The organism is Tenacibaculum larymnensis (assembly GCF_028829235.1).
GTDB classification, from domain to species: domain Bacteria; phylum Bacteroidota; class Bacteroidia; order Flavobacteriales; family Flavobacteriaceae; genus Polaribacter; species Polaribacter larymnensis.
In genome coordinates, this window is the sequence record NZ_JAIWJY010000002.1 from 50,367 (window position 1) to 70,371 (window position 20,005).

Here is a 20,005-nt window from a genome sequence, read left to right on the forward strand (position 1 = left end):
AGTAGTGTGTTACATAAATTACGGAACAAATCTACACTTTTTTATACAAGTTGCGGTAAATTTTTAACAGAAAGTACTTTGTTAAAAGGGGTAATTAATACCTATATTTAGTACTGAGTTAGAGAAATTGAAGTTTTGAAACCACTTATTATTAGTTAAGTATGGTTCGTGTGCTTTGAATCCTAAATCTAATCTAGCAATTAAAAACTTAAAGTCATAACGAAGTCCGAAACCAGCACCAACAGCTATATCTTTTAAAGATTTAAAACCATTAAATTTAGCTGGGTCATCAACAAATTCTGTATTAGTTATGTCCCAGATATTTCCTGCATCTACAAATAATGCAGATTTTAAGGAACCAAAAACATCAAAACGGTACTCAAAACTAGTTAAAAACTTTAAACTTCCTATGTTGTACTCAAGAACAGGTGCTCTTGTACCAGGTCCTAAATCGTATGTTCTCCAGGCGCGTATATCGTTAGAACCTCCTGCAAAATAACTACGAGAAAAAGGAACACCAGAATTGTCGTAAGTAAAAATAGCTCCAAGAAAAGTTCTGTGTGCTAATACATTGTTATCACCTAAATCCCAATATTTTTTGTATTCGATATCCGTTTTAAAGTATTGAGCGATAGGGATTTTGAATACGGTTTTTTGACCGGAACTGTTTGTTTTTTTAGATAGAAGCCCCATGATATTCCCTGAATTAGCGATTCGGAACTTAAAAAAAGAAAAGCTAGCGTCTTTAATGCTTTCTTGATTATTGTAGGTATAACCGTATGCTATCTCAGGGATTAAAAAGTCAGAAGTCACAATGTTATACCTGTTAGCAAGATTTAATACATTTTGAAATTCAGTAGGGTTTGAAGCTGCAAAATCAGCATCAGTAAGCACATTTGAAACAAAACTAATTATCTCATTAGAGCTACTAGGTGTGTTATCAGGAAAAGAATATGAAGGGTCATAAATTTCGGCAACTTCAGCTAATTTTCGATATTCTGAATTGTAAATAGAAAAATAATTGTCAACGTTTAAGTTTCTGATATATTGAGTGTTTAATAACTCCAATTGAATAGACTTTTTCTTGTCATAGTCCCATTTGTAATCTATTCCAACAGATATGTTTTGTTTATCTAAACCAATATTTTTTTGAATTCCAATTCCTGAATAAAACTTAGTTCTTGGAAACATTCTTTTGGGTACTAGTTTATTTAGCCCGAAAGGAGCCATAAAGCGAGGTACTTCTAATGAAATATCAGAACCAATTTCCCAACCAGGACCATTATTGGAGTTGAAGTAAGACCCAAAAGCTGATAATTTAAAAAGTTCAGCTCCTTTGAAAGTATTTCTATTTGTTAATGAAAACTTTAAAGAAACATCAAAGTTACGGATGTTTGAACGTGATAGTTCGGTTTCAAATCCTAAAGTATATTTTTCAATAGGAGTTAGATAGACATTAGCTTCTAGTTCATTTTCGCTTAACTCATTATATCGAATGGAAGTGGCTTTAAAATTTTTCAGGCCTCTTAAATGTGTACGAGTTAAATTCCTTAATGAATCACTATATACTGTATTTGGTTTTATAAAAAGAGATTGTGATAAGTACTTAGGGTTATATTTTAATTTCTTAAGTGCATAAAAGTTAATTCCTTTATAAGAGGTAGTATCATTGTGTTCAGAGTTTCTTGTGTTGTAGGTATAATCGGTAAAAACATTTACTTTTTTTACTCTTTGAATTTGAAAAGGGACAGTTTTGTCAGAAATATTAATATCTACATCAGTTTTTTCATAATTTTTTAAAGTGTCATTTTCAAATGAAATATAGTTTTCATTGAATTGATATATTCCTTTGTTTCTGAAAAGTTTTACAAGTCGATTAGCCTCTTTTATAAAGTTGTCATTTTTATAATGGTCTCCAGATTTTAAATAGCTTTTGTTTTTTGAAATCTGATATAGAGAGTCTAAAACTGGTGATGTAATAAAGGTTTTTATAGTGTCAAGGTAAGAAGGATTTCCTTTTGTAATATGGTAACTAATTTCTCCTTTCTTTTTACCGATAGTATCTTTTTTTGAAGAAACTTTTGCTCTAAAATATCCTTCAGTTTGGAAGTAAGCTTTTAAGTTATCTACAGTCCTATTGGTTTTTTTGTCATCAATTATAATTGGAGCTTGTCCACTAGTTATAAACCAATTATTAAATCCTATAAATGTCTTAGCTACAGCAATACTCTGTTTTTCGGAAAAAACATTTTTATAAAAGTTATAGGTTTTTGGGTGCTTTTTAGCCCATTCGCTTGGTGTTTTCGGAGCTTCTGGGTTACCTAAATTATAAAAATGTAATGATAAAGGCATACCTAGAGCCTTAGCATTAGGACGTTGTATTAATAGCTCAGTAATATTTTCGCTTGAGTTTTTTACACTGTCAATGTATACCGTGTTTTTGGCTAGCAATAACTCGTTTTCTTTAACATATTTAATCGTGCTACAAGAGCTGAATAAGACTACTAATAAAAAGAAGAAAGAAAGTTTTTTCATTAACTTTACGCCTCGTATTAAGAATCAAAAATACTATTTTTTAGTGGTTTTAGAGTGTTAAAAACAATTTAATGAGTTTATCTAAAAACAATATAAAGTTAATAACTAGTTTACAGCAAAAAAAGTATAGGCAAAAGCATCAATTATTTGTTGCAGAAGGGGTAAAGGTAGTTAAAGAATTACTAGCCTCTTCTTTAGAACTAGAACAGCTGTATACTACAGATGAGTTATTTATTTCTTCTAAAAATGTTGAGGTTACTTTGATTTCTGAAAAAGAACTAAAAAAGATAAGTACCCTAAAAACACCAAATAAAGTTTTAGGGGTATTTAAGATTCCTAAAGAAAAAGAAATTGATAGGAGTAATTTTATAGTTGCTCTAGATGAAATTAACGATCCTGGAAACCTAGGAACAATTATTCGTTTATGTGATTGGTTTGGGGTTTCTGAATTAGTGTGCTCTAAGAATACAGTTGATTGTTATAACCAAAAAGTTGTACAATCTAGTATGGGGTCGTTAACAAGAGTTAAGATTTCATATGTTGACTTGCCTGAGTTTTTAACAAACACTTCATTGCCTATTTATACGGCAGACATGCATGGTGATAATGTATATACTACGTCATTACCTCAAAAAGCAATTTTAGTAATGGGAAATGAGGCAAATGGTATTTCACCTAAAGTTGCAGAGATCGTAAAGAATAGTGTAACTATTCCAAGGTTTGGTGATTTACAGAAAACTGAAAGTTTAAATGTCGCCACAGCTACAGCTATATTATTAAGTGAGTTTAAAAGAAATTTGGTTTAATACAATTAGATAGCTAGTGCTTTATTTTTCTTAGAGAAAGCTTCCAATTCTTCTTTGTATGGTGTATCAGTACTTTGAGCAAAAGTTGAAAGATAATTTGTAATTTCAATTGGTTTTATTGGTTCGATATTCTCTTTTTTATGCAGTTCTGGATAACAAGATATAAAGAACTTTTGTATATGAGCTATTAGTTTAATTAAGTCATTACAGTAAACTGAAGGATTATTGAAGCCATTTTTTTTGCTGTAACGATGAACTAATCTCCCTCCTTTACAAATTTCATTTAATGGACATTCTAAGCATTGTGTACAAAGCTTCGTGTTGAAATCGTTAAAGTATAATTTACCTAAAGAGGTATGTTGTATATCTTGAAAATTGTTCTTTTTAATATTGAGTCCCGTTTTAGTAAAACTGTGACCACAAGCTTTAAGAGAGTCAATAGCCTCTATTTCTCCATTAGTTTCGATAACTAAAACGGTTGATTCGTTTTTTGCTTTTTCATTAACTCTCATTAGAGAGTTTAACAAGCCTAAAAATAATGGGATTTTAAATCGCTTCGTATCTTTAATCCAAATGTCAAATAAATTAATTAACCAATCAGCCATTAAGGTTTTGTCTTTATCGAAAGGAAAATTGTCATGTGTGTAGTCAGGAATTAAAAAATTTACATAACTAACATTCATTTCCTTAAAGCTATCATAAATATCTTTTGGGCTCTCTTTAATGTTAATTACACAAGCTATATCAGCAAAATTCATTTCATTCTTTAATAATTTAACACTTTCAAAAACTGTATCGTAGCTGCCGTTTCCTTTATGGTCTACTCGATACATATCGTGTGCTTTTTTTGTTCCATCAACACTTACACTAGGGTAAATGTCTAGTTTTTTAAATAGTTCTATCCAACTTTTATCTAAAAGAACACCATTTGTTTGTAAATCGTATGAAAATGAAACATCGATAAGCTCGTTTTGAATTTCTTTTACCTTGTTAACGAAGTTTATATAAAAATCTTTAGAAGCAAGTAGAGGCTCTCCTCCATGAAAAATAAAAGAAAACTCTTTTTTCTGATATTTTCTTATGTAGTTTTTGGTTTTTTCAATGATATTATCAACTACTTCTGTAGACATAAATTTAGGCTGGCTTTTGTAGGTAGTATCTCCTAGGTTGTACATGAAACAGTATGAGCAATTAAGATTACACCTGCTAGCAATTTTTATGGCTAAAGAATTAAAGTTCATAATTTGAAATGATGTTGATTAAAACAAGGAAATTATATAGAGATACAATTTCCTTGAAAAGATTATTATAAGTTGTTCTATAGTTTAGATACTTCTTTTTCAGCATCCATTTCTATAAATCTAACACACTTTTGTTGCTTATCACTCCAAACTAATCCGTCAGGACATACCCTTCCTCCACCACTAGTAGGGTAATAAATTTCTTCTTCAACATAAATAGCACCTCCTTTAATAAGGTCTAAATTGTCCGTTTGTAAGTTTGTGAACTTCTCTAATCCTTTTGGTAAAAAAAATGTTTTCTTCATAATTATTAATTTTAGGTTAGTTGCTTACTCTATTTCTTTTTTTAAGTTTAAAGATTACATTTTCAGCTACCTGTAAATCATTAAACTAATAGAGGTTAAAAGGCTTGTTTTTTAACAAGTTTCTTAAATGAGTTGTCGCAAATATTAGCTATTTGATAATAAAAAGTAAGGTGACTACGTGACTATTTATAAAAAAGGGAGGTACAATTTTAAAATTATAGCAGTCTTTAAATAGTAGTAATTAGTTTGTTCTAAAAGAGAGTTTTTTTAAGCTTTACGAAAAGTATAGAGATAATAGAAAACCCTTTGTTTCTTTAGTTTGAAAGCAAAGGGTTTGTTTATTGTAGCTTTAAGTTTTTAAGACTTAAAATAATCCGTTTATTTGAGAGTCTATTCTGTCGATGATATAGCCTAAATCTTCTTGATTGTCTACAAAGTCTAAATTGTCAACATCAATAATTAATAATTTTCCTTTGGTATATTGACTAATCCAAGCTTCATAACGTTCGTTTAATCGGCTTAAGTAATCAATACTTATAGAGTTTTCATATTCTCTACCACGTTTATGAATTTGACCTACTAATGTAGAAATATCAGCACGTAAATAAATTAATAAATCTGGTGGAGTTACCAAGTTTTCCATTAATTCAAATAGAGAAGAGTAATTGCTATAATCTCTATTAGTCATTAACCCCATGGCATGTAAGTTAGGAGCAAAAATATGTGCGTCCTCATAAATAGTTCTATCTTGAATTATTTTCTTACCAGATTTACGTAGCTCTAGTACCTGACGAAAACGACTATTTAAAAAGTAAACTTGTAAATTAAAAGACCAACGTTCCATTTCTCCATAGAAATCGTCTAAATATGGATTTTCGTCAACTGATTCAAAATGAGCTTCCCAATTGTAGTGTTTTGCTAATAATTTTGTTAAAGTGGTTTTACCCGCGCCAATGTTTCCGGCAATTGCTACGTGCATAATTGTCTGTGTAAAATGTTTTTTAATATCGCTGGCACTGCCAGATTAGGGGAGGGTAAAATTACATAAAAAAAGGAATTCATAAACAATTTAACAGATCAATTTATAACCATAACCTCTTACATTTACAATTTGAATATTTTCATCGTGTTTTAGTTTCTTTCGTAACTTAGAAATAAAGACATCCATACTTCGAGCATTAAAAAAATCGTCATCTCCCCATAGTTTTTTCAATATAAAAGATCTGTCTAAAATTTCATTTTTCTTTTGTAGTAAATGGAATAGTAATTCAGATTCACGGTGTGTTAGTTTTTTAATATCATCATCAAAAGACAACAGTTGTTTCGTGTAATTAAAAGTATAGTTTCCAATGCTAATTGCATCGTAGTTCTTTTTTAATTCAACCCTGTTTAACAGGGAGTGAATGCGAATAATCAGTTCTTCCATTGAAAATGGTTTTTTAAGGTAGTCATTTCCACCGTGTTCAAAACCTTCAACAACATCTTTAGCTTGCGATTTTGCAGTTAAAAAAATAATAGGAAGGTGTTTGTTTTCCTGTCGTATTTCTTTAGCAAGAGTAAAACCATCTTTTTTTGGCATCATTACATCTAAAACTAGAATATCAGGAGAGTTAGTTTGGTAAATTTCATAAGCTTCTTCACCATTAAGTGCATGAAAAACTTCAAAATTTCTAGTTTCTAAACTTTCTTTTACAATTTGCCCTAAACTCGGCTCATCTTCTGCTAATAGAACTTTGATAATCTTACTCATAACTTAGAACAATTTTAAAAAGGGTGTTATTAGGTTTTGAAGTCAGTGCTATGGTTCCGCCATGCTTTTCAATAATTTTTTTAGTGTAATATAAACCAATACCAAAGCCTTTAACGTCATGGGTGTTTCCTTTAGGGATACGATAAAACTTATCGAATATCTTTTCTTGTTGATTTTTGTCAATTCCCTTACCGTTGTCTGCTACAGTTATTTCAATAGCGTTTAATACTTGGTTAATATGTACCTCTATTTTGTTTCCACCATATTTGATAGCATTATCCAATAAGTTTGAAATAGCATTTTCAAAATGAAATATATCAATATCTGTGATTATTTCAGGTTTGTTTGAAGAGAATTGAATTGTTTTTTTTGAGTTGCTAAACTGATGCTTTTTAGCATTGTTTTCTATCAGTTCAACTAAATTAATAGACTCCTTTTTTAAGAGTAATTTTTCACTATCAAGAGTAGCGGTTTCTAATAATTTTTCAACCATTAAATGTAATTTCTCTATCTGTACAGATGAAATAGAAATGTATTTTTTTGTTTTTTCTTTGTCATTTATAGCATTAAAATTATTAATAGCTTCTAATGCGGTTGAAACAGTAGTTATAGGTGTTTTAAATTCGTGAGTAATATTGCTAATTAAATCATTTTTAATCTCAGCTAGTTCTTTTTGTTGATTGATAACTTTTAATAGGTAAAATAGGCTTGTTACAACTGCCAGTGAAAGTAAAAGAGATAGTATAATTCCTGTTGAGCTCCTTTTAAGAATTTCATTTGAAGGATTATCGTATAAAAGGGTTAGTTTTTCGTCACTTTTAACATAAGTAGACTTAGCATTGCTTTGTAGGTCTAGAGTAGGTGTTCCTTCTTTTTTTGAAGAGTAAAATAGCGTATCATGTTTAAAATGGTTTAAGTAGAAAGGAGTTGAAATGCCTTTAGTTGTTAGTTGCTTTTTTATAATTGAATCCAATTTTACATGATCTAAAGAGTCATTTTGAACAGAAATATAAATGGTTTGTAGTCCTTTTATTAATTTAAGACTGTCTGTAGCTTTTTTACCTTTAAAAACTTTTACCTCTTTATTTTCTGAAGAATCAAGATGGATACCAGATGTATGGTCTTTATTAAATTGAGTAATCTGGGTAATTTTAGAATACTTTTTAGTAGTGGAGTCATTAATCTCATGATTCACGTCATTAAGAAGCGAGTCAACAAAATAGGAGTTCATTTTCTTAAACTCTTTTGGGTTGTCAGTTTTAATATCAAAAGAAGAAATTTTAAATTGTATACTATCCTTTTTCTTATCAATCTGGGAAGAGAAAACTTCTCTCCAAATGTTTTTGTCACTCAAATTATTTTTAGAAGTTGTTTCATTAGATTCCACTATTGCAAAAAAGTTTTGCTTGGTTAAAGCAGCATAATACTCTTCAACAGCATTGTCTAAACTCAATTGAATTTCATTTATAACACGTTGCTTGTTTTGTTGGTAATTTTTGAAGTTCCAGTAAAACTGTATCAAAATTGTAACAACAATTGTAGCGCTAATTAAATATAATATCCAGCGGTGTTTTTTTGTATTCATGTTTCAAAGATAAAGTGTTATAGTGAATAAAAAGTATCGGTTAACACTCGTTAACACTCATTAACTCAAAAAGATAATATCACTAAGCATATTTGTAGTGTTGAATATAAAAACTAAAGAAATGAGAAATATCACATTATTAATATTGTTGCTAAGTGCATCAATGTTTTCACAAAACTTCCAAGGAAAAGCTATTTATAAGACACATCAAAAGATTGATCTTAAAATAGATAATGGTAAAGGAGCTTCAAATTCTGAAATGCAAAAAAAATTACAAGCACAATTAATGAAGCAATTGCAGCAAACATATACGTTAAACTTCGATAAGTCAACATCTACATACAAACAAAATAAAAAGCTTTCATCACCACAAGCTCAAGTAGCAGGGATACAAATTCAAGTGATGGGTAGTGGAGGTGGAACTGATGTTTTGTATAAAAATATAAAGGATAAAAGTTACATAAACAAAACGGAGATTAGTGGTAAACGTTTTTTAATAAAAGATAAGTTAGAGAATTTTGATTGGAAAATGACAGAGGAAACTAAGAACATTGGAAATTATACTTGCTATAAAGCTACTAAAACTAGAAAAGAGACCAGAACTTCAATGTCTATGACAGATGGAGAAACAGAAGAGAAAAAAGAAGAAGTAACTATTGAAACCGTAGCATGGTATACACCTGAAATACCTATTAGCAATGGCCCAGGGCAGTTTTGGGGATTGCCAGGATTGATTTTAGAAGTACAAGACGGAAAACAAACGATTGCCTGCACAGAAATTGTTTTAAATCCGTCAGAAAAAGTAGAAATAAAAGAGCCTAAAAAGGGGAAGAAAGTTACTCAAAAAGAGTTCGATAATATAATGGATGAACATACTAAGGATATGATGGAACGCTTTAAAAACAGACGAAAAAGTAAAGACGGAAACTCTTTTCAAATAGAAATACAGGGGTAGTCTTCCTGTATTAAATTTAAATTCTAGCTCTTATTTACTGTAGGGTTATAGTTTTAAAAGACAACCTACTTAATAATAAAATCAAGTAATGAAAAAAATATTGTTCATAGCTATATTCATAGCTACATGGGTTACTAATGCCCAAGTTACACTGAAAGGAGTTGTGAAAGATAGTATTGGAACTCCACTAGAAATGGCGAATGTAATTGCTATTAATAAAACTACTAAAAAACTAGACTCTTATGGTTTTACAGATGCTAAAGGAAATTATAAGTTAAATCTAGCTCAAAATACTACCTATAGCATAAAGGTGAGTTATATAGGTTTGAAAACGGAAGAAGTTGATGTAGAAACAAAAGACAACAATTTATTTAAAGACCTTGTTTTAGAAGAAGATAACAGTTTAGATGAAGTAAATATTACTTATAAAATGCCTGTAACTGTTAAAGGGGATACAATAGTATATGATGCAGATAGTTTTAAAAGTGGAACGGAAAAAAAACTAGGGGATGTACTTCAAAAGTTACCCGGAGTTGAGGTAAACGACGATGGTGAAATTGAAGTAGAGGGGAAAACTGTAAAAAAGGTAATGGTGGAAGGAAAAGACTTTTTTGACGGAGATTCTAAATTAGCTACTAAAAACATTCCTGCAAATGCAGTAGATAAAGTCCAAGTACTCAAAAACCATAGTGAAGTAGGGCAAATGAGTCGTGTTACCGATAATGAGGATAACGTAGTTATAAATATTAAGTTAAAAGAAGGAAAAAAGAACTTTTGGTTTGGTGAAGTTTCGGCTGGTTTGGGATTGGCTATGGAAGATAGTCGATATATAGCTCACCCAAAGTTGTTTTATTATAGTCCGAAGTACAGTTTAAATATTATAACCGATGTAAATAATATTGGAGAAGTACCTTTTACAATGAGAGACTATTTTAAGTTTACTGGAGGCTTTAGGCAATTTGGAGATAATAACGGAACAAACTTTAATGTAGGCTCTAATGATATTGCTTTCTTAACTTTAAGAAATAATAGAGCGAAAGAAATTGAATCAAAATTTGGAGCCTTAAACTTTAGCTATTCTCCAAAAAAAACTTGGGATATTAGTGGGTTTGCCATCTACTCAGGAAATGAAACAGATATGGAAGAAACCACCCAGCGTTTATATTCCAATGCAGGGATTGATAAAAATAGTATATCTGAATATGATCAAAACAATCCATCTTCAATAAAATATATTAATACAGAAAAAACAAAGGATCAAATAAATCAAACAAGTGATTTAGGATTGTTTAAGTTGAGTTCTAGTTATAAGCCTAATGCAAATCATCAATTAGATTACGATATTTTTGCAAAAGCATCTAAACAAGAACAATTGCAATCAACAATGTCATCAAGAACATATTTAAATGCAGATGATGAAATTGTACCAATTAATCAAATTTCAGAGCAAGGTCCTTTTTCTATCAATCAAAATTTAAACTACTATTATACGCTAAACGATAAAAATATTTTTGCTTTTGAAGCACAGCATTTATGGCAAAATGAAGATCCGTTTTATAATGCTGAACTAGAAAAGTTGTCTTTTTATAACTTGTTGTCATTAACCAATGTTAATCCAAACCCAGGAGACCATAATTTATTTAATGTAGGTCAGAATAAAAGAATAAAAACAAATAAACTGGATGCAAAACTAGATTACTATTATGTGTTAAACTTAAAAAGTAATTTAAATGTTACACTAGGATCTACTTTGAGCAATCAGCAATTTAACTCTACCATTTTTGAGGTTTTAGATGGTAATAAAAATGAAGTTTTAGAACCATCAACAATAAATAACGTTGATTTTTCTTTTGATGATTTGTATGTTGGTTTACATTATAAGTTTATTACTGGAATCTTTACCTTTAATCAAGGTTTTACATTACATAACTATGCGTCAAAAAACACTCAGTTAGGGTCGGTTTATGAAAATAGTTTCACTAAATTTTTGCCAGATGCTTCTGTGAAAATTAACTTAAAAAAATCTGAAACACTACGTTTAAACTATGCTATGCAAACTAGTTTTACTGATGTAAATAAGTTAGCAGAAGGTTATGTTTTTAATAATTACAATAGCTTATATTCAGGAAATAGAACTCTTGAAAACTCATTATACCATAATATAAATTTGAATTATTTTAGTTTTAATATGTTTAATTACACCAATGTTTTTGGGTCAATTAACTATAGTAAACGTATTAAAGAAATTAAGAGTAATACAGAGTTTATTGATGTTAATCAAGTAAGAACTTCGGTAAACTCTGCTTTTCCTGATGAGTCTATTTCAGCAAGAGCAAACTTTCAAAAGAGCTTTAGAAAGTTTAAGCTGCGATTAGGAGGAAATGTATCTTATGGAAAATCGAATAGTTTAATTACTGATCGTCAAACGAATGAAACAAGAAATCGATTAGCTAAAACATTTTCACAAACATATATCTCAAAATTTAGTACAAACTTTAAAGAAGCTCCGAATTTTGATGTAGGTTATAATGTGTCTATCAATAACTCAGATATTGGAGGGGTAGAAAATACTTTTACAACACATAGTCCATATATAAATTTCGATGCTTTTTTCTTAAAAGAATTTATTTTTACATCAAAATATACATATAACAGAGTACTTAATAATGGAGAAACAATTGATAATTATAGTTTTTTAAGAGCAGATTTAACATATCAAAAGAAAGATAGTAAATGGGAGTATAAAGTAGGGATAACAAATCTATTAAATTCAACAGGGCTAAATCAGAATAGTAGTAATGATATTTATGTAAGTAATTCTTCGTACGTAATTCAGCCTAGAATAGCCATGTTTACAGTAAAGTATAACTTGTAATACAATAAAAAAAGCAGTCAAATTTGACTGCTTTTTTTATTTAGTTTTTAAAAAATTATCTAATAGCTATTTTTCTAGTTACTAGCTTTCCTGCATTTTCAATTTGTAAAAGATATAGTCCACTAGCAGCTTTTGTTAGTTGTACTATTTCATTAAACTGACTAGAAATAGTTGAGAACTTTTGTGTTTCAATCAATCTACCTCTAAAATCAAAAAGTCTAATAACAGTTAACTCTTTATCTTTTACTTTGAAACTTACTGTAAATTCTCCGTTTGAAGGGATAGGATATGTAAGTAAATCATCAAATAAAGTATTATCGGTGGCAAAACTCTCTTCAACTGTTACAGTATAATCTTCTACTTCACCATTAATATTAGATTCACAAGCATTAGGTGATGAGTTAAGTTTGGTAGAAACTCTTAAAGTTGTTGAGCCTAAAGGAGCATTTTCTGGGACCCTTATAGAAACACTGTTAGATATCACTTCATATGTTTCATTAGTATCAAAAACACAGTTTTGATTCCAGTCTACCCAAGCAAAAGTTTTAATATTACTATTGCCATCTGTATTAATTATAGTTGACAAATCATAAGTTATACCTCTTGCAACTAATGTATTTTCATTTGTAAAGTCAGAATACCCTGTTGTTTTATCAGAGTCATTGTTGATGTTGTTAAAAGTCACATTATTAATGCTGATTTGAGACTCTGTTGTTCCAGTGGATTTACAAATGTTGTTGTTTTTGTTTATGTTAAGGTTTAGTGATTTTGTTATTGAACCAGATGAAGCTATAACATCAATTACATAATCTCCAGTAGGGATATTGTTAATATTATCAATAGTAATTATGATTTTAGAATTAGTATTAACAGTTTTTTTGTCAAAAGAAATAGTTGAATTTTCTGGAGCACCTGAAGCTGAAAAGGTAACATCTTCATTAAATCCGTTAGAGGTTATATAATCTAATTCAAATTTAATATCATTAGAAGCTGTTCCGCAAATTGAAATGTCTCCGTTTAAGTTAGATATAGCAAAATCAGGAGTAGTGTCTATTTTGAATTGTGGTGTAATATTATAAAAGATATTGTCTGCAGCTTCAATCATTAATATAGCATTGTTTGTTGTAGCTATACCTGGAAGAGTTATTGTTTCCGTTCCATCATTAGGAGTGTTTTCAATAAGTACTACATCAAAAGAATCTCCTCCATTTGTAGATAATTTGATGTTTACATTTTGACAATTAATAGGTGAAATATTTGTTTCTCCAACTAACCATTTAATTTCTCTTGTTGTATTAGGTGCCCAAGTAGGCTGGTTATTAACAACAAAAGGTTGAGAATCGATAATGCTAATTTTTACATCATCTCTATCCGAACTACCACCACCAGAATTATTATCTCTTACCGTTAATGCAAAGTCTAGCTCTCTTGCCACAGAAGGTAAAACTTCCCATGTTGTAGAAGTATTACCGCTCAATACGGTAGAAAGTGCAGGCATGTATCTGTCAGGAGATGAAGAAGGAGGTAATGACCTGAACATTGGTCCACCAGTATTAGTAGATAATGGAGACATTGTTGCTGTTTCATTGTCGATTTGCTCCCAAGAGTACGTTAATGAAGATGTTCCGTCAGCATCTGTAGCTTGTCCTTTCAAAATAAATGGAGTAGATTTAGGAATACTTACATTGTTTCCTGCATTAGCAGTAGGAGCATTATTTCCTGTACTTGTTGAAGTAGCACAACTTCCTGATCCTTGCACGTGATTCCACATTTGAGCTATACTAACAGCGTGAAAATAATCATCACTTACATTTTGTATGTTAGGTGAGCAAATACCGGCATAAGCCATAATTGTAGAACCACTCCCAGGTTCAACAGCTGTATTAGTACTTCTATTTCCATCACAAGAATTGTTAAATGTATGAGTTGCTCCAAATTGATGTCCAACTTCATGTGCAACATAATCTATATCAAAGGTGTCACCAATTGGCTGACTTCTACCTGTAACCCCTTGAGCCTTGAAGTTTGTAACACAAACAGAATTTAATTGAGCTAGTCCTCCAGCACCAGTACTAAATGTATGCCCAATATCGTAATTAGAATCTCCAATAATATTATCGCATTTTACCTGACTTTCGTCAATTAAAGTATTAGCATCATCATTGGTTAATTCATCTGTGTCAGCATCTAAAAAAATTAAGGAATCATTATTGTCTACGATAATCATTCTTACTGCTAAATCTCTTTCATAAACACTATTTACACGAGTCATAGTGGTATTCATAGCAGATAACACAGCTGCTTTTTTTTCTGCGTTACTAGCTGTTGATGATACTACTTGATTGTTTATATGGAATTGAGCATATTCACCAGTACAAGCTATCGCCATTCTATAAGTTCTTAAGTTACCATCATTAGCGTTCCTTCTTTGGCGTGGTGATATATTTTCGTTTTGTATAGCGTCTTCAACTTTACACAAAAATTCATCTTTAGAAGGAGATAAGCTACTTTTCTTGTAAACAATATACTCTCTATAATCTTTTGTATAAGGGTTTATGTATGAAGTGCCTTCATTTGCAGAAAAAATAATAGCATGAACCCCGTCTTTTCCAATACTTACTTTAGCAGAAGAAGAAGGATTGTCAATACCTTGAGCAGAAAAAGACTTAATCATTGGGAATTTTTCAGCCAACCCTGAAGCTAAATAAGAGGTTTCTTTTATAGAAAATCTTTCTAATTTTCCATTAGCATTAGGAAGTTGAATGATTTTTGAATTAGAGGTGTTTTTAGATAATGAGTTTGGCAATATGTTTTTAAAGCCATCTAAATCTAAACTCATCAAAATGTATTGCTTAGGTAAAGAATTAGTATTAAAAACTTCTTTTTTCTGCTGAGTAATAGCATCTTTTTGAATTCTTGTCCATAGTTGTTGAGAAAACAAATTAGCTATTGATAAATAGAAAGCAAATAAAAAAGGAAGGGTACTTTTTTTAAACATGATTTTTGTAATTGATATACGTTTAGTTTATAACAGTAAAACTCTAAATTTCCCTACCTTTGTAAGGTAGTTTAGCGGTACAATTTATGAATAAAAAAATAAGAATTAGTGATCTAGGAAGAAAAGATTACAAAGAAACATGGGATTATCAAACTAACCTTTTAGATGAAATAGTATCATTAAAAAGAGAAAGAAGAAATGGAGATAGTGAAATTGTAACTCCTAATTACTTTCTATTTGTTGAACATCCACATGTTTATACCCTAGGTAAATCAGGAGATATTAATAATTTATTATTGAATGAAGAGAAGCTTAAAGAAAAAGAAGCAACTTTTTATAAAATTAATAGAGGAGGAGATATAACTTATCACGGTCCAGGACAAATTGTAGGCTATCCAATTTTAGATTTAGAAAACTTTTTCACTGATATTCATAAGTATTTACGTTTGTTAGAAGAATCAATTATTTTAACAATTGCTGAATATGGGTTGAAAGGAGAAAGAAGTGAAGGAGAAACTGGTGTTTGGCTAGGTGTAGGTACACCATTTGCAAGAAAAATTTGCGCTATGGGAATTAGAGCAAGTAGGTGGGTTACTATGCATGGTTTTGCTTTGAATGTAAATGCCAATTTAGGTTATTTTGATAATATTATTCCTTGTGGAATACGTGGTAAGGCTGTGACTTCAATGGAAGCAGAATTAGGTGAAAAGGTTTCAGAGGAAGAAGTGAAAGAAAAAATTCTAAAACACTTTAAAGAATTATTTGAAGTGGAAGAATTTATAAAATCATAAAAAAAGGGTTGACAATTGTCAACCCTTTTTTAGATCTTAAAAACTAAAATTATTTTTTAGCTTTAACTTCAAAAGAAATTTCCATTAAGTCGTTGATAAACTTATCTTTTAAAGCAGCGTCAATTTTCTTAGACTTGTATGTAACACCAAAGTCAGTTCTGTCAATAGAAAAAATATCACTTTTAAAAGTTACCATATCGTCAGCTTCTGTAACAGTAGCAGGAATAGTAATGCTCTTAGTAACATCTTTAAGAGTTAAGTTTCCTGTAACGTGTACTTTTCCGTCTTTTAATTCAGAACTTGCTACTTCAAATTTAGCAGTTGGGAATTTCTCAACATCAAAGAAATCACCTGCTTTTAAGTGACCTTCTAATTTTTCTTTACCATTTCCAGCTTCTAAATCTTCACAAACAATAGTAGTCATGTCGATAACAAACTCACCAGATTTTACGTTTCCGTTTTCAACCTCTAAAGTTCCTTTTTCTAAACTTACTACACCGTTGTGAGAACCAGTAGGCTTGCTTCCTTTCCAAGTTACAGTTGATTCTGCAACATTAGCTTTATAAGTATTGATGATGTTTTCTGTTTTTGCAACTTCTTTAACTTCGTCGCTAACAGCAGCTTTATTTTTTTCTGTCTTACAAGAAACTGCTCCAATTGCAATAAAAGCAATAGCTAAAATTGTTTTTTTCATTTTTGTGTTTTTAATAATGATTATTAATCAGGTACAAATATAATTAAAAATAATTCCCATGGAAATTATTTTTTATCTTTGGAATCGATAATGATAGTTACAGGACCATCATTTAGTAATTCCACTTTCATGTCAGCTCCAAATTGACCAGTTTGTATTTTTTTTCCTAAATCAGCTTCAACCTGTTGAACAAATTTTTCATATAAAGGAATAGCAATATCAGGTTTAGCAGCTTTAATATAACTAGGACGATTTCCTTTTTTAGTAGAAGCATGTAGAGTGAATTGACTTACAGCAATTATATCTCCATTAATATCTTTAATCGATTTATTCATAACACCTTCATCATCATTGAAAATACGGAGGTTAGTTATTTTGTTTGATAACCACTTAATATCTTCTTGAGTATCTTCATTAACAATTCCAAGTAAAATTAAAAGACCGCTTTGTATTTCGGCTACTTTTTTATTTTCAATGGTAACGCTAGCTTTTGAAACGCGTTGAATTACAATTTTCATTTTATATAGATTGTTGGGGGGCGTAAATTTTTGTAAATGGTAGACTAATTTATATTATTCCCAAATATCAGTTCTGTAGTGTTCATCTTCTCCTTCTAAAATTTGTAGGTAACTTTTATAACGAGACCAAGCAATCTCTTCATTTTCTAAAGCTTCTTTAACAGCACACTGTGGTTCGTTTACATGAATACAATTATTGAATTTACAGTTTTGTTTTAAAGCAAAAAACTCAGGAAAATAATCGCCTAATTCATCTTTATCCATGTCAACTACACCAAAACCTTTAATTCCGGGAGTATCTATAATACGAGCATCAAAACTTAAATCGAACATTTCTGCAAATGTTGTAGTATGTTGTCCTTGCTTGTGTTGTTCAGATATTTCTTTTGTTTTTAGATCTAAGGAAGGTTCAATAGCATTTACTAAGGTAGTTTTTCCAACACCAGAATGACCAGCAAACATACTTACTTTACCAGTCATTAATGCTTTGATTTTATCTATATTGATGTTTTGAGTAGCAGAAACTTCTATACATTCGTAACCAATAGCTTCATAAATGTCTTTTAGATACATTATTTCTGCTCGTTGCTCAATTTCGTATGAATCAATTTTATTAAACACTAAAATTGTTTTGATAGAATAAGCTTCAGCAGTAACTAAAAAACGATCGATAAATGTGGTAAAAGTAGGAGGGTTATCAATAGTAATCAATAAAAATACTTGATCAATATTAGAAGCAATTACATGAGTTTGCTTTGACAGGTTTACTGATTTACGAACAATATAATTTTTTCGTTCATGAATATTGGTAATTAAACCTGTTTCTTCATCATTTTTGGTTTCTAAAGAAAAATCAACAATATCTCCTACCGAAATAGGATTAGTACTTTTAATCCCTTTGATACGAAATTTTCCTTTGATGCGGCATTTGTATAATTCGCCTTCAGACTTTACCCAATACCAACTTCCTGTAGATTTATAAACCGTTCCTGTCATAGAACAAAGATGAGAATAAAAATTGAATGTTTAGGTGTTGTTTAATCTGTTAAATCGTTAATTTTCTGAGCTACTGTTCCTTTTTCTGAAACTCTAATAAATAAAAAAATTAATTGAGGAATAAAGCCTGGAGAAATAACTAAACCTGCTTTTTCGGCTACTTTTGTATCTCTTGCTTGTATAGCCTTGTCAAAATCACTTGCTGGTGTGTTGGCTAATTCTACAGCAAAATCCCAAGCACCATTTCTAGCTAATTCCATGCTAAAATCAACTAAAAAGTCGTCAACATCTTTAGTCCAGATAAGAATTTTCTTTAAAAAAGGATATACTTTGGCTAAATCATCTTGAACATCATTAACTAAAGAGGATAAAATTTCATTAATCTTATTAAAGTCACCATGTAAGTTTTGGATGTTTTGCCCTTTGGAAACTTCTGCTGCTGCTATTCCTAAATCTAAATTAATATGTGCGTTCATGCCAACTAATAAGTGTTGTAAGACTATATACCAATACTTATTAGCTATGCTAAAAGCTTTTTCCCAAGAGGAAGTGATAGGAGTATTGTTTTTGTGATTGTAATAGGCATCTATGTATCTTTTAGCAAAAATTATATCGAGTTTTTCCATTCGTTGGTTATCATCAAAATAGTCGCTTTGTATGCCTTCTTTTACTTTTATTGTTACTTTTTGGTATAAAGCAGCAAAATAGCCTAATGGACTTTTGTTTTCTATAGATTCATTAATGATGTCTTGTAATATGTTTATTACATCATCAATAGTATGGATAGGTTTCATTCTTTTAAGTTTGGTCGGATGAAAATACAATAAATAGAATAAAAAAGACCGCTATTTTGTTAGCGGTCTTTTGGATATTTAACTGTTAATAATTTTCTCTTGGTGATTGATGCTTTCTTGGTGTATTGCTTTGAACATTTTAAGTACAAACTCTTCACTTAAGCCACGCTCATCACCTTCTAAAATCATTTTGCCTAGTATTTCATTCCATCGCTTGGTTTGTAAAATAGCAACGTTTTTCTCTTTTTTCAATTTACCAATTGAATCTGCTATTTTCATACGTTTACCTAACATTTCAATTAATTGATGATCAACTACATCAATTTGAGTACGTAGGGTGTTTAAAGCGTTTCTGTACTCAGTTTCAGTATCGGTAGCTTTTCTAACTTTTAAATCAATCATCATTTGAATTAATGATTTAGGTGTAATTTGTTGTGCGGCATCGCTCCAAGCATTATCAGGATCGTAATGAGTCTCAACCATTAAACCATCAAAGTTTAAATCAAGAGCAGTTTGACAAACATCAAAAATAATATCACGACGACCGGCTATGTGTGAAGGATCACAAATTAGTGGTAAATCTGGAAAGCGATTTTGTAATTCAATAGGAATTTGCCATTCAGGGTTGTTACGGTATCTAGTTTTTTCATATGTAGAGAATCCTCTATGAATAACCCCTAATTTTTTAATGTTTTTAGCATATAAACGTTCAATAGCACCTAACCATAATGGTAAATCTGGGTTTACAGGGTTTTTTACTAATACAATTTTATCAGTTCCTTCTAAAGCATCTGCAATTTCTTGAACGATAAATGGGCTTACGGTGGTACGAGCACCAATCCATAAAATATCTACATCGTGTTCTAAAGCTAGCTTTACGTGGTCTTTGTTTGCAACTTCAGTGGCAATTAACATTCCCGTTTCTTGTTTGGCTTTTTGTAACCATTTTAACCCTAAAGCGCCTACACCTTCAAAATTTCCAGGCCTGGTACGAGGTTTCCAAATACCAGCTCTTAATACAGTAGCATCAGTATTTTTTAATTCGTGTGCAATTTGTAATACTTGTTCTTCAGTTTCAGCGCTACAAGGCCCTGCAATTACTAGTGGGTGTCCTAATCCGAAGGCATCTAACCACGTTCTTAATTCTTTTGTATTCTCCATT

General features: G+C 30.4%; 16 protein-coding genes. 4 read left to right on the forward strand and 12 right to left on the reverse strand.

The features are described from left to right. Positions 1 to 81 precede the first annotated feature (81 nt). Complete coding sequence (gene tamL, locus LCI24_RS03045) at positions 82 to 2,535, reverse strand: translocation and assembly module lipoprotein TamL (protein WP_274639115.1); 2,454 nt, start codon at positions 2,533 to 2,535, stop codon at positions 82 to 84. A 71-nt stretch (positions 2,536 to 2,606) separates the two neighbouring features. On the opposite strand from tamL, the gene LCI24_RS03050 reads away from it, so the two are divergent. Further along, on the forward strand, positions 2,607 to 3,341 hold the full coding sequence (locus LCI24_RS03050) for a TrmH family RNA methyltransferase (RefSeq protein WP_274639116.1): 735 nt from the start codon (positions 2,607 to 2,609) through the stop codon (positions 3,339 to 3,341). Between the two features lie 5 nt (positions 3,342 to 3,346). On the opposite strand, the gene LCI24_RS03055 is transcribed toward LCI24_RS03050, so the two are convergent. From LCI24_RS03055 to LCI24_RS03075, 5 genes are all read right to left on the reverse strand, one after another. After that, on the reverse strand, positions 3,347 to 4,582 hold the full coding sequence (locus tag LCI24_RS03055) for a radical SAM protein (protein ID WP_274639117.1): 1,236 nt from the start codon (positions 4,580 to 4,582) through the stop codon (positions 3,347 to 3,349). A 77-nt stretch (positions 4,583 to 4,659) separates the two neighbouring features. Continuing rightward, on the reverse strand, positions 4,660 to 4,887 hold the full coding sequence (locus LCI24_RS03060) for a hypothetical protein (protein WP_099215843.1): 228 nt from the start codon (positions 4,885 to 4,887) through the stop codon (positions 4,660 to 4,662). A gap of 364 nt (positions 4,888 to 5,251) precedes the next feature. Continuing rightward, the gene (locus tag LCI24_RS03065; RefSeq protein ID WP_099215844.1) at positions 5,252 to 5,866 is read right to left on the reverse strand and encodes a deoxynucleoside kinase; all 615 of its coding nucleotides are present in this window, start codon (positions 5,864 to 5,866) and stop codon (positions 5,252 to 5,254) included. Between the two features lie 90 nt (positions 5,867 to 5,956). Beyond that, positions 5,957 to 6,637, reverse strand: a complete 681-nt coding sequence (locus LCI24_RS03070) for a response regulator transcription factor (RefSeq protein ID WP_274639118.1) — start codon at positions 6,635 to 6,637, stop codon at positions 5,957 to 5,959. Continuing rightward, positions 6,630 to 8,222 (reverse strand): sensor histidine kinase, encoded by a 1,593-nt coding sequence (locus LCI24_RS03075; RefSeq protein ID WP_274639119.1) that lies wholly within the window; start codon positions 8,220 to 8,222, stop codon positions 6,630 to 6,632. The genes LCI24_RS03070 and LCI24_RS03075 overlap by 8 nt, the downstream gene beginning before the upstream one ends. Positions 8,223 to 8,343: 121 nt before the next feature. Here LCI24_RS03075 and LCI24_RS03080 point away from each other — a divergent pair, with 121 nt between their 5' ends. Together LCI24_RS03080 and LCI24_RS03085 are read left to right on the forward strand one after the other, a co-directional pair. After that, positions 8,344 to 9,177: a GLPGLI family protein gene (locus LCI24_RS03080; RefSeq protein ID WP_274639120.1), complete on the forward strand. Its 834-nt coding sequence runs from the start codon at positions 8,344 to 8,346 to the stop codon at positions 9,175 to 9,177. 88 nt (positions 9,178 to 9,265) lie between these two features. After that, positions 9,266 to 12,052, forward strand: coding sequence for a carboxypeptidase-like regulatory domain-containing protein (locus LCI24_RS03085; RefSeq protein ID WP_274639121.1), 2,787 nt, complete (start codon positions 9,266 to 9,268; stop codon positions 12,050 to 12,052). A 55-nt stretch (positions 12,053 to 12,107) separates the two neighbouring features. On the opposite strand, the gene LCI24_RS03090 is transcribed toward LCI24_RS03085, so the two are convergent. After that, a complete protein-coding gene (locus LCI24_RS03090; RefSeq protein ID WP_274639122.1) occupies positions 12,108 to 15,050 on the reverse strand; it encodes a reprolysin-like metallopeptidase in 2,943 nt (980 codons plus the stop codon). An 86-nt stretch (positions 15,051 to 15,136) separates the two neighbouring features. Here LCI24_RS03090 and lipB point away from each other — a divergent pair, with 86 nt between their 5' ends. Beyond that, a complete protein-coding gene (lipB, locus tag LCI24_RS03095; protein ID WP_274639123.1) occupies positions 15,137 to 15,841 on the forward strand; it encodes a lipoyl(octanoyl) transferase LipB in 705 nt (234 codons plus the stop codon). Positions 15,842 to 15,890: 49 nt separating this feature from the next. On the opposite strand, the gene LCI24_RS03100 is transcribed toward lipB, so the two are convergent. From LCI24_RS03100 to LCI24_RS03120, 5 genes are all read right to left on the reverse strand, one after another. Beyond that, positions 15,891 to 16,535: a YceI family protein gene (locus tag LCI24_RS03100; RefSeq protein ID WP_274639124.1), complete on the reverse strand. Its 645-nt coding sequence runs from the start codon at positions 16,533 to 16,535 to the stop codon at positions 15,891 to 15,893. Positions 16,536 to 16,600: 65 nt separating this feature from the next. Then, complete coding sequence (dtd, locus tag LCI24_RS03105) at positions 16,601 to 17,053, reverse strand: D-aminoacyl-tRNA deacylase (RefSeq protein ID WP_274639125.1); 453 nt, start codon at positions 17,051 to 17,053, stop codon at positions 16,601 to 16,603. A 54-nt stretch (positions 17,054 to 17,107) separates the two neighbouring features. Next, on the reverse strand, positions 17,108 to 18,049 hold the full coding sequence (gene rsgA, locus LCI24_RS03110) for a ribosome small subunit-dependent GTPase A (RefSeq protein ID WP_121146160.1): 942 nt from the start codon (positions 18,047 to 18,049) through the stop codon (positions 17,108 to 17,110). Positions 18,050 to 18,090: 41 nt separating this feature from the next. Next, positions 18,091 to 18,843 (reverse strand): DUF5995 family protein, encoded by a 753-nt coding sequence (locus tag LCI24_RS03115; protein ID WP_274639126.1) that lies wholly within the window; start codon positions 18,841 to 18,843, stop codon positions 18,091 to 18,093. A 78-nt stretch (positions 18,844 to 18,921) separates the two neighbouring features. Then, entirely contained in the window at positions 18,922 to 20,004 is a 1,083-nt protein-coding gene (locus LCI24_RS03120; RefSeq protein WP_274639127.1) for a bifunctional 3-deoxy-7-phosphoheptulonate synthase/chorismate mutase type II, read from the reverse strand. Position 20,005: the final 1 nt, after the last annotated feature.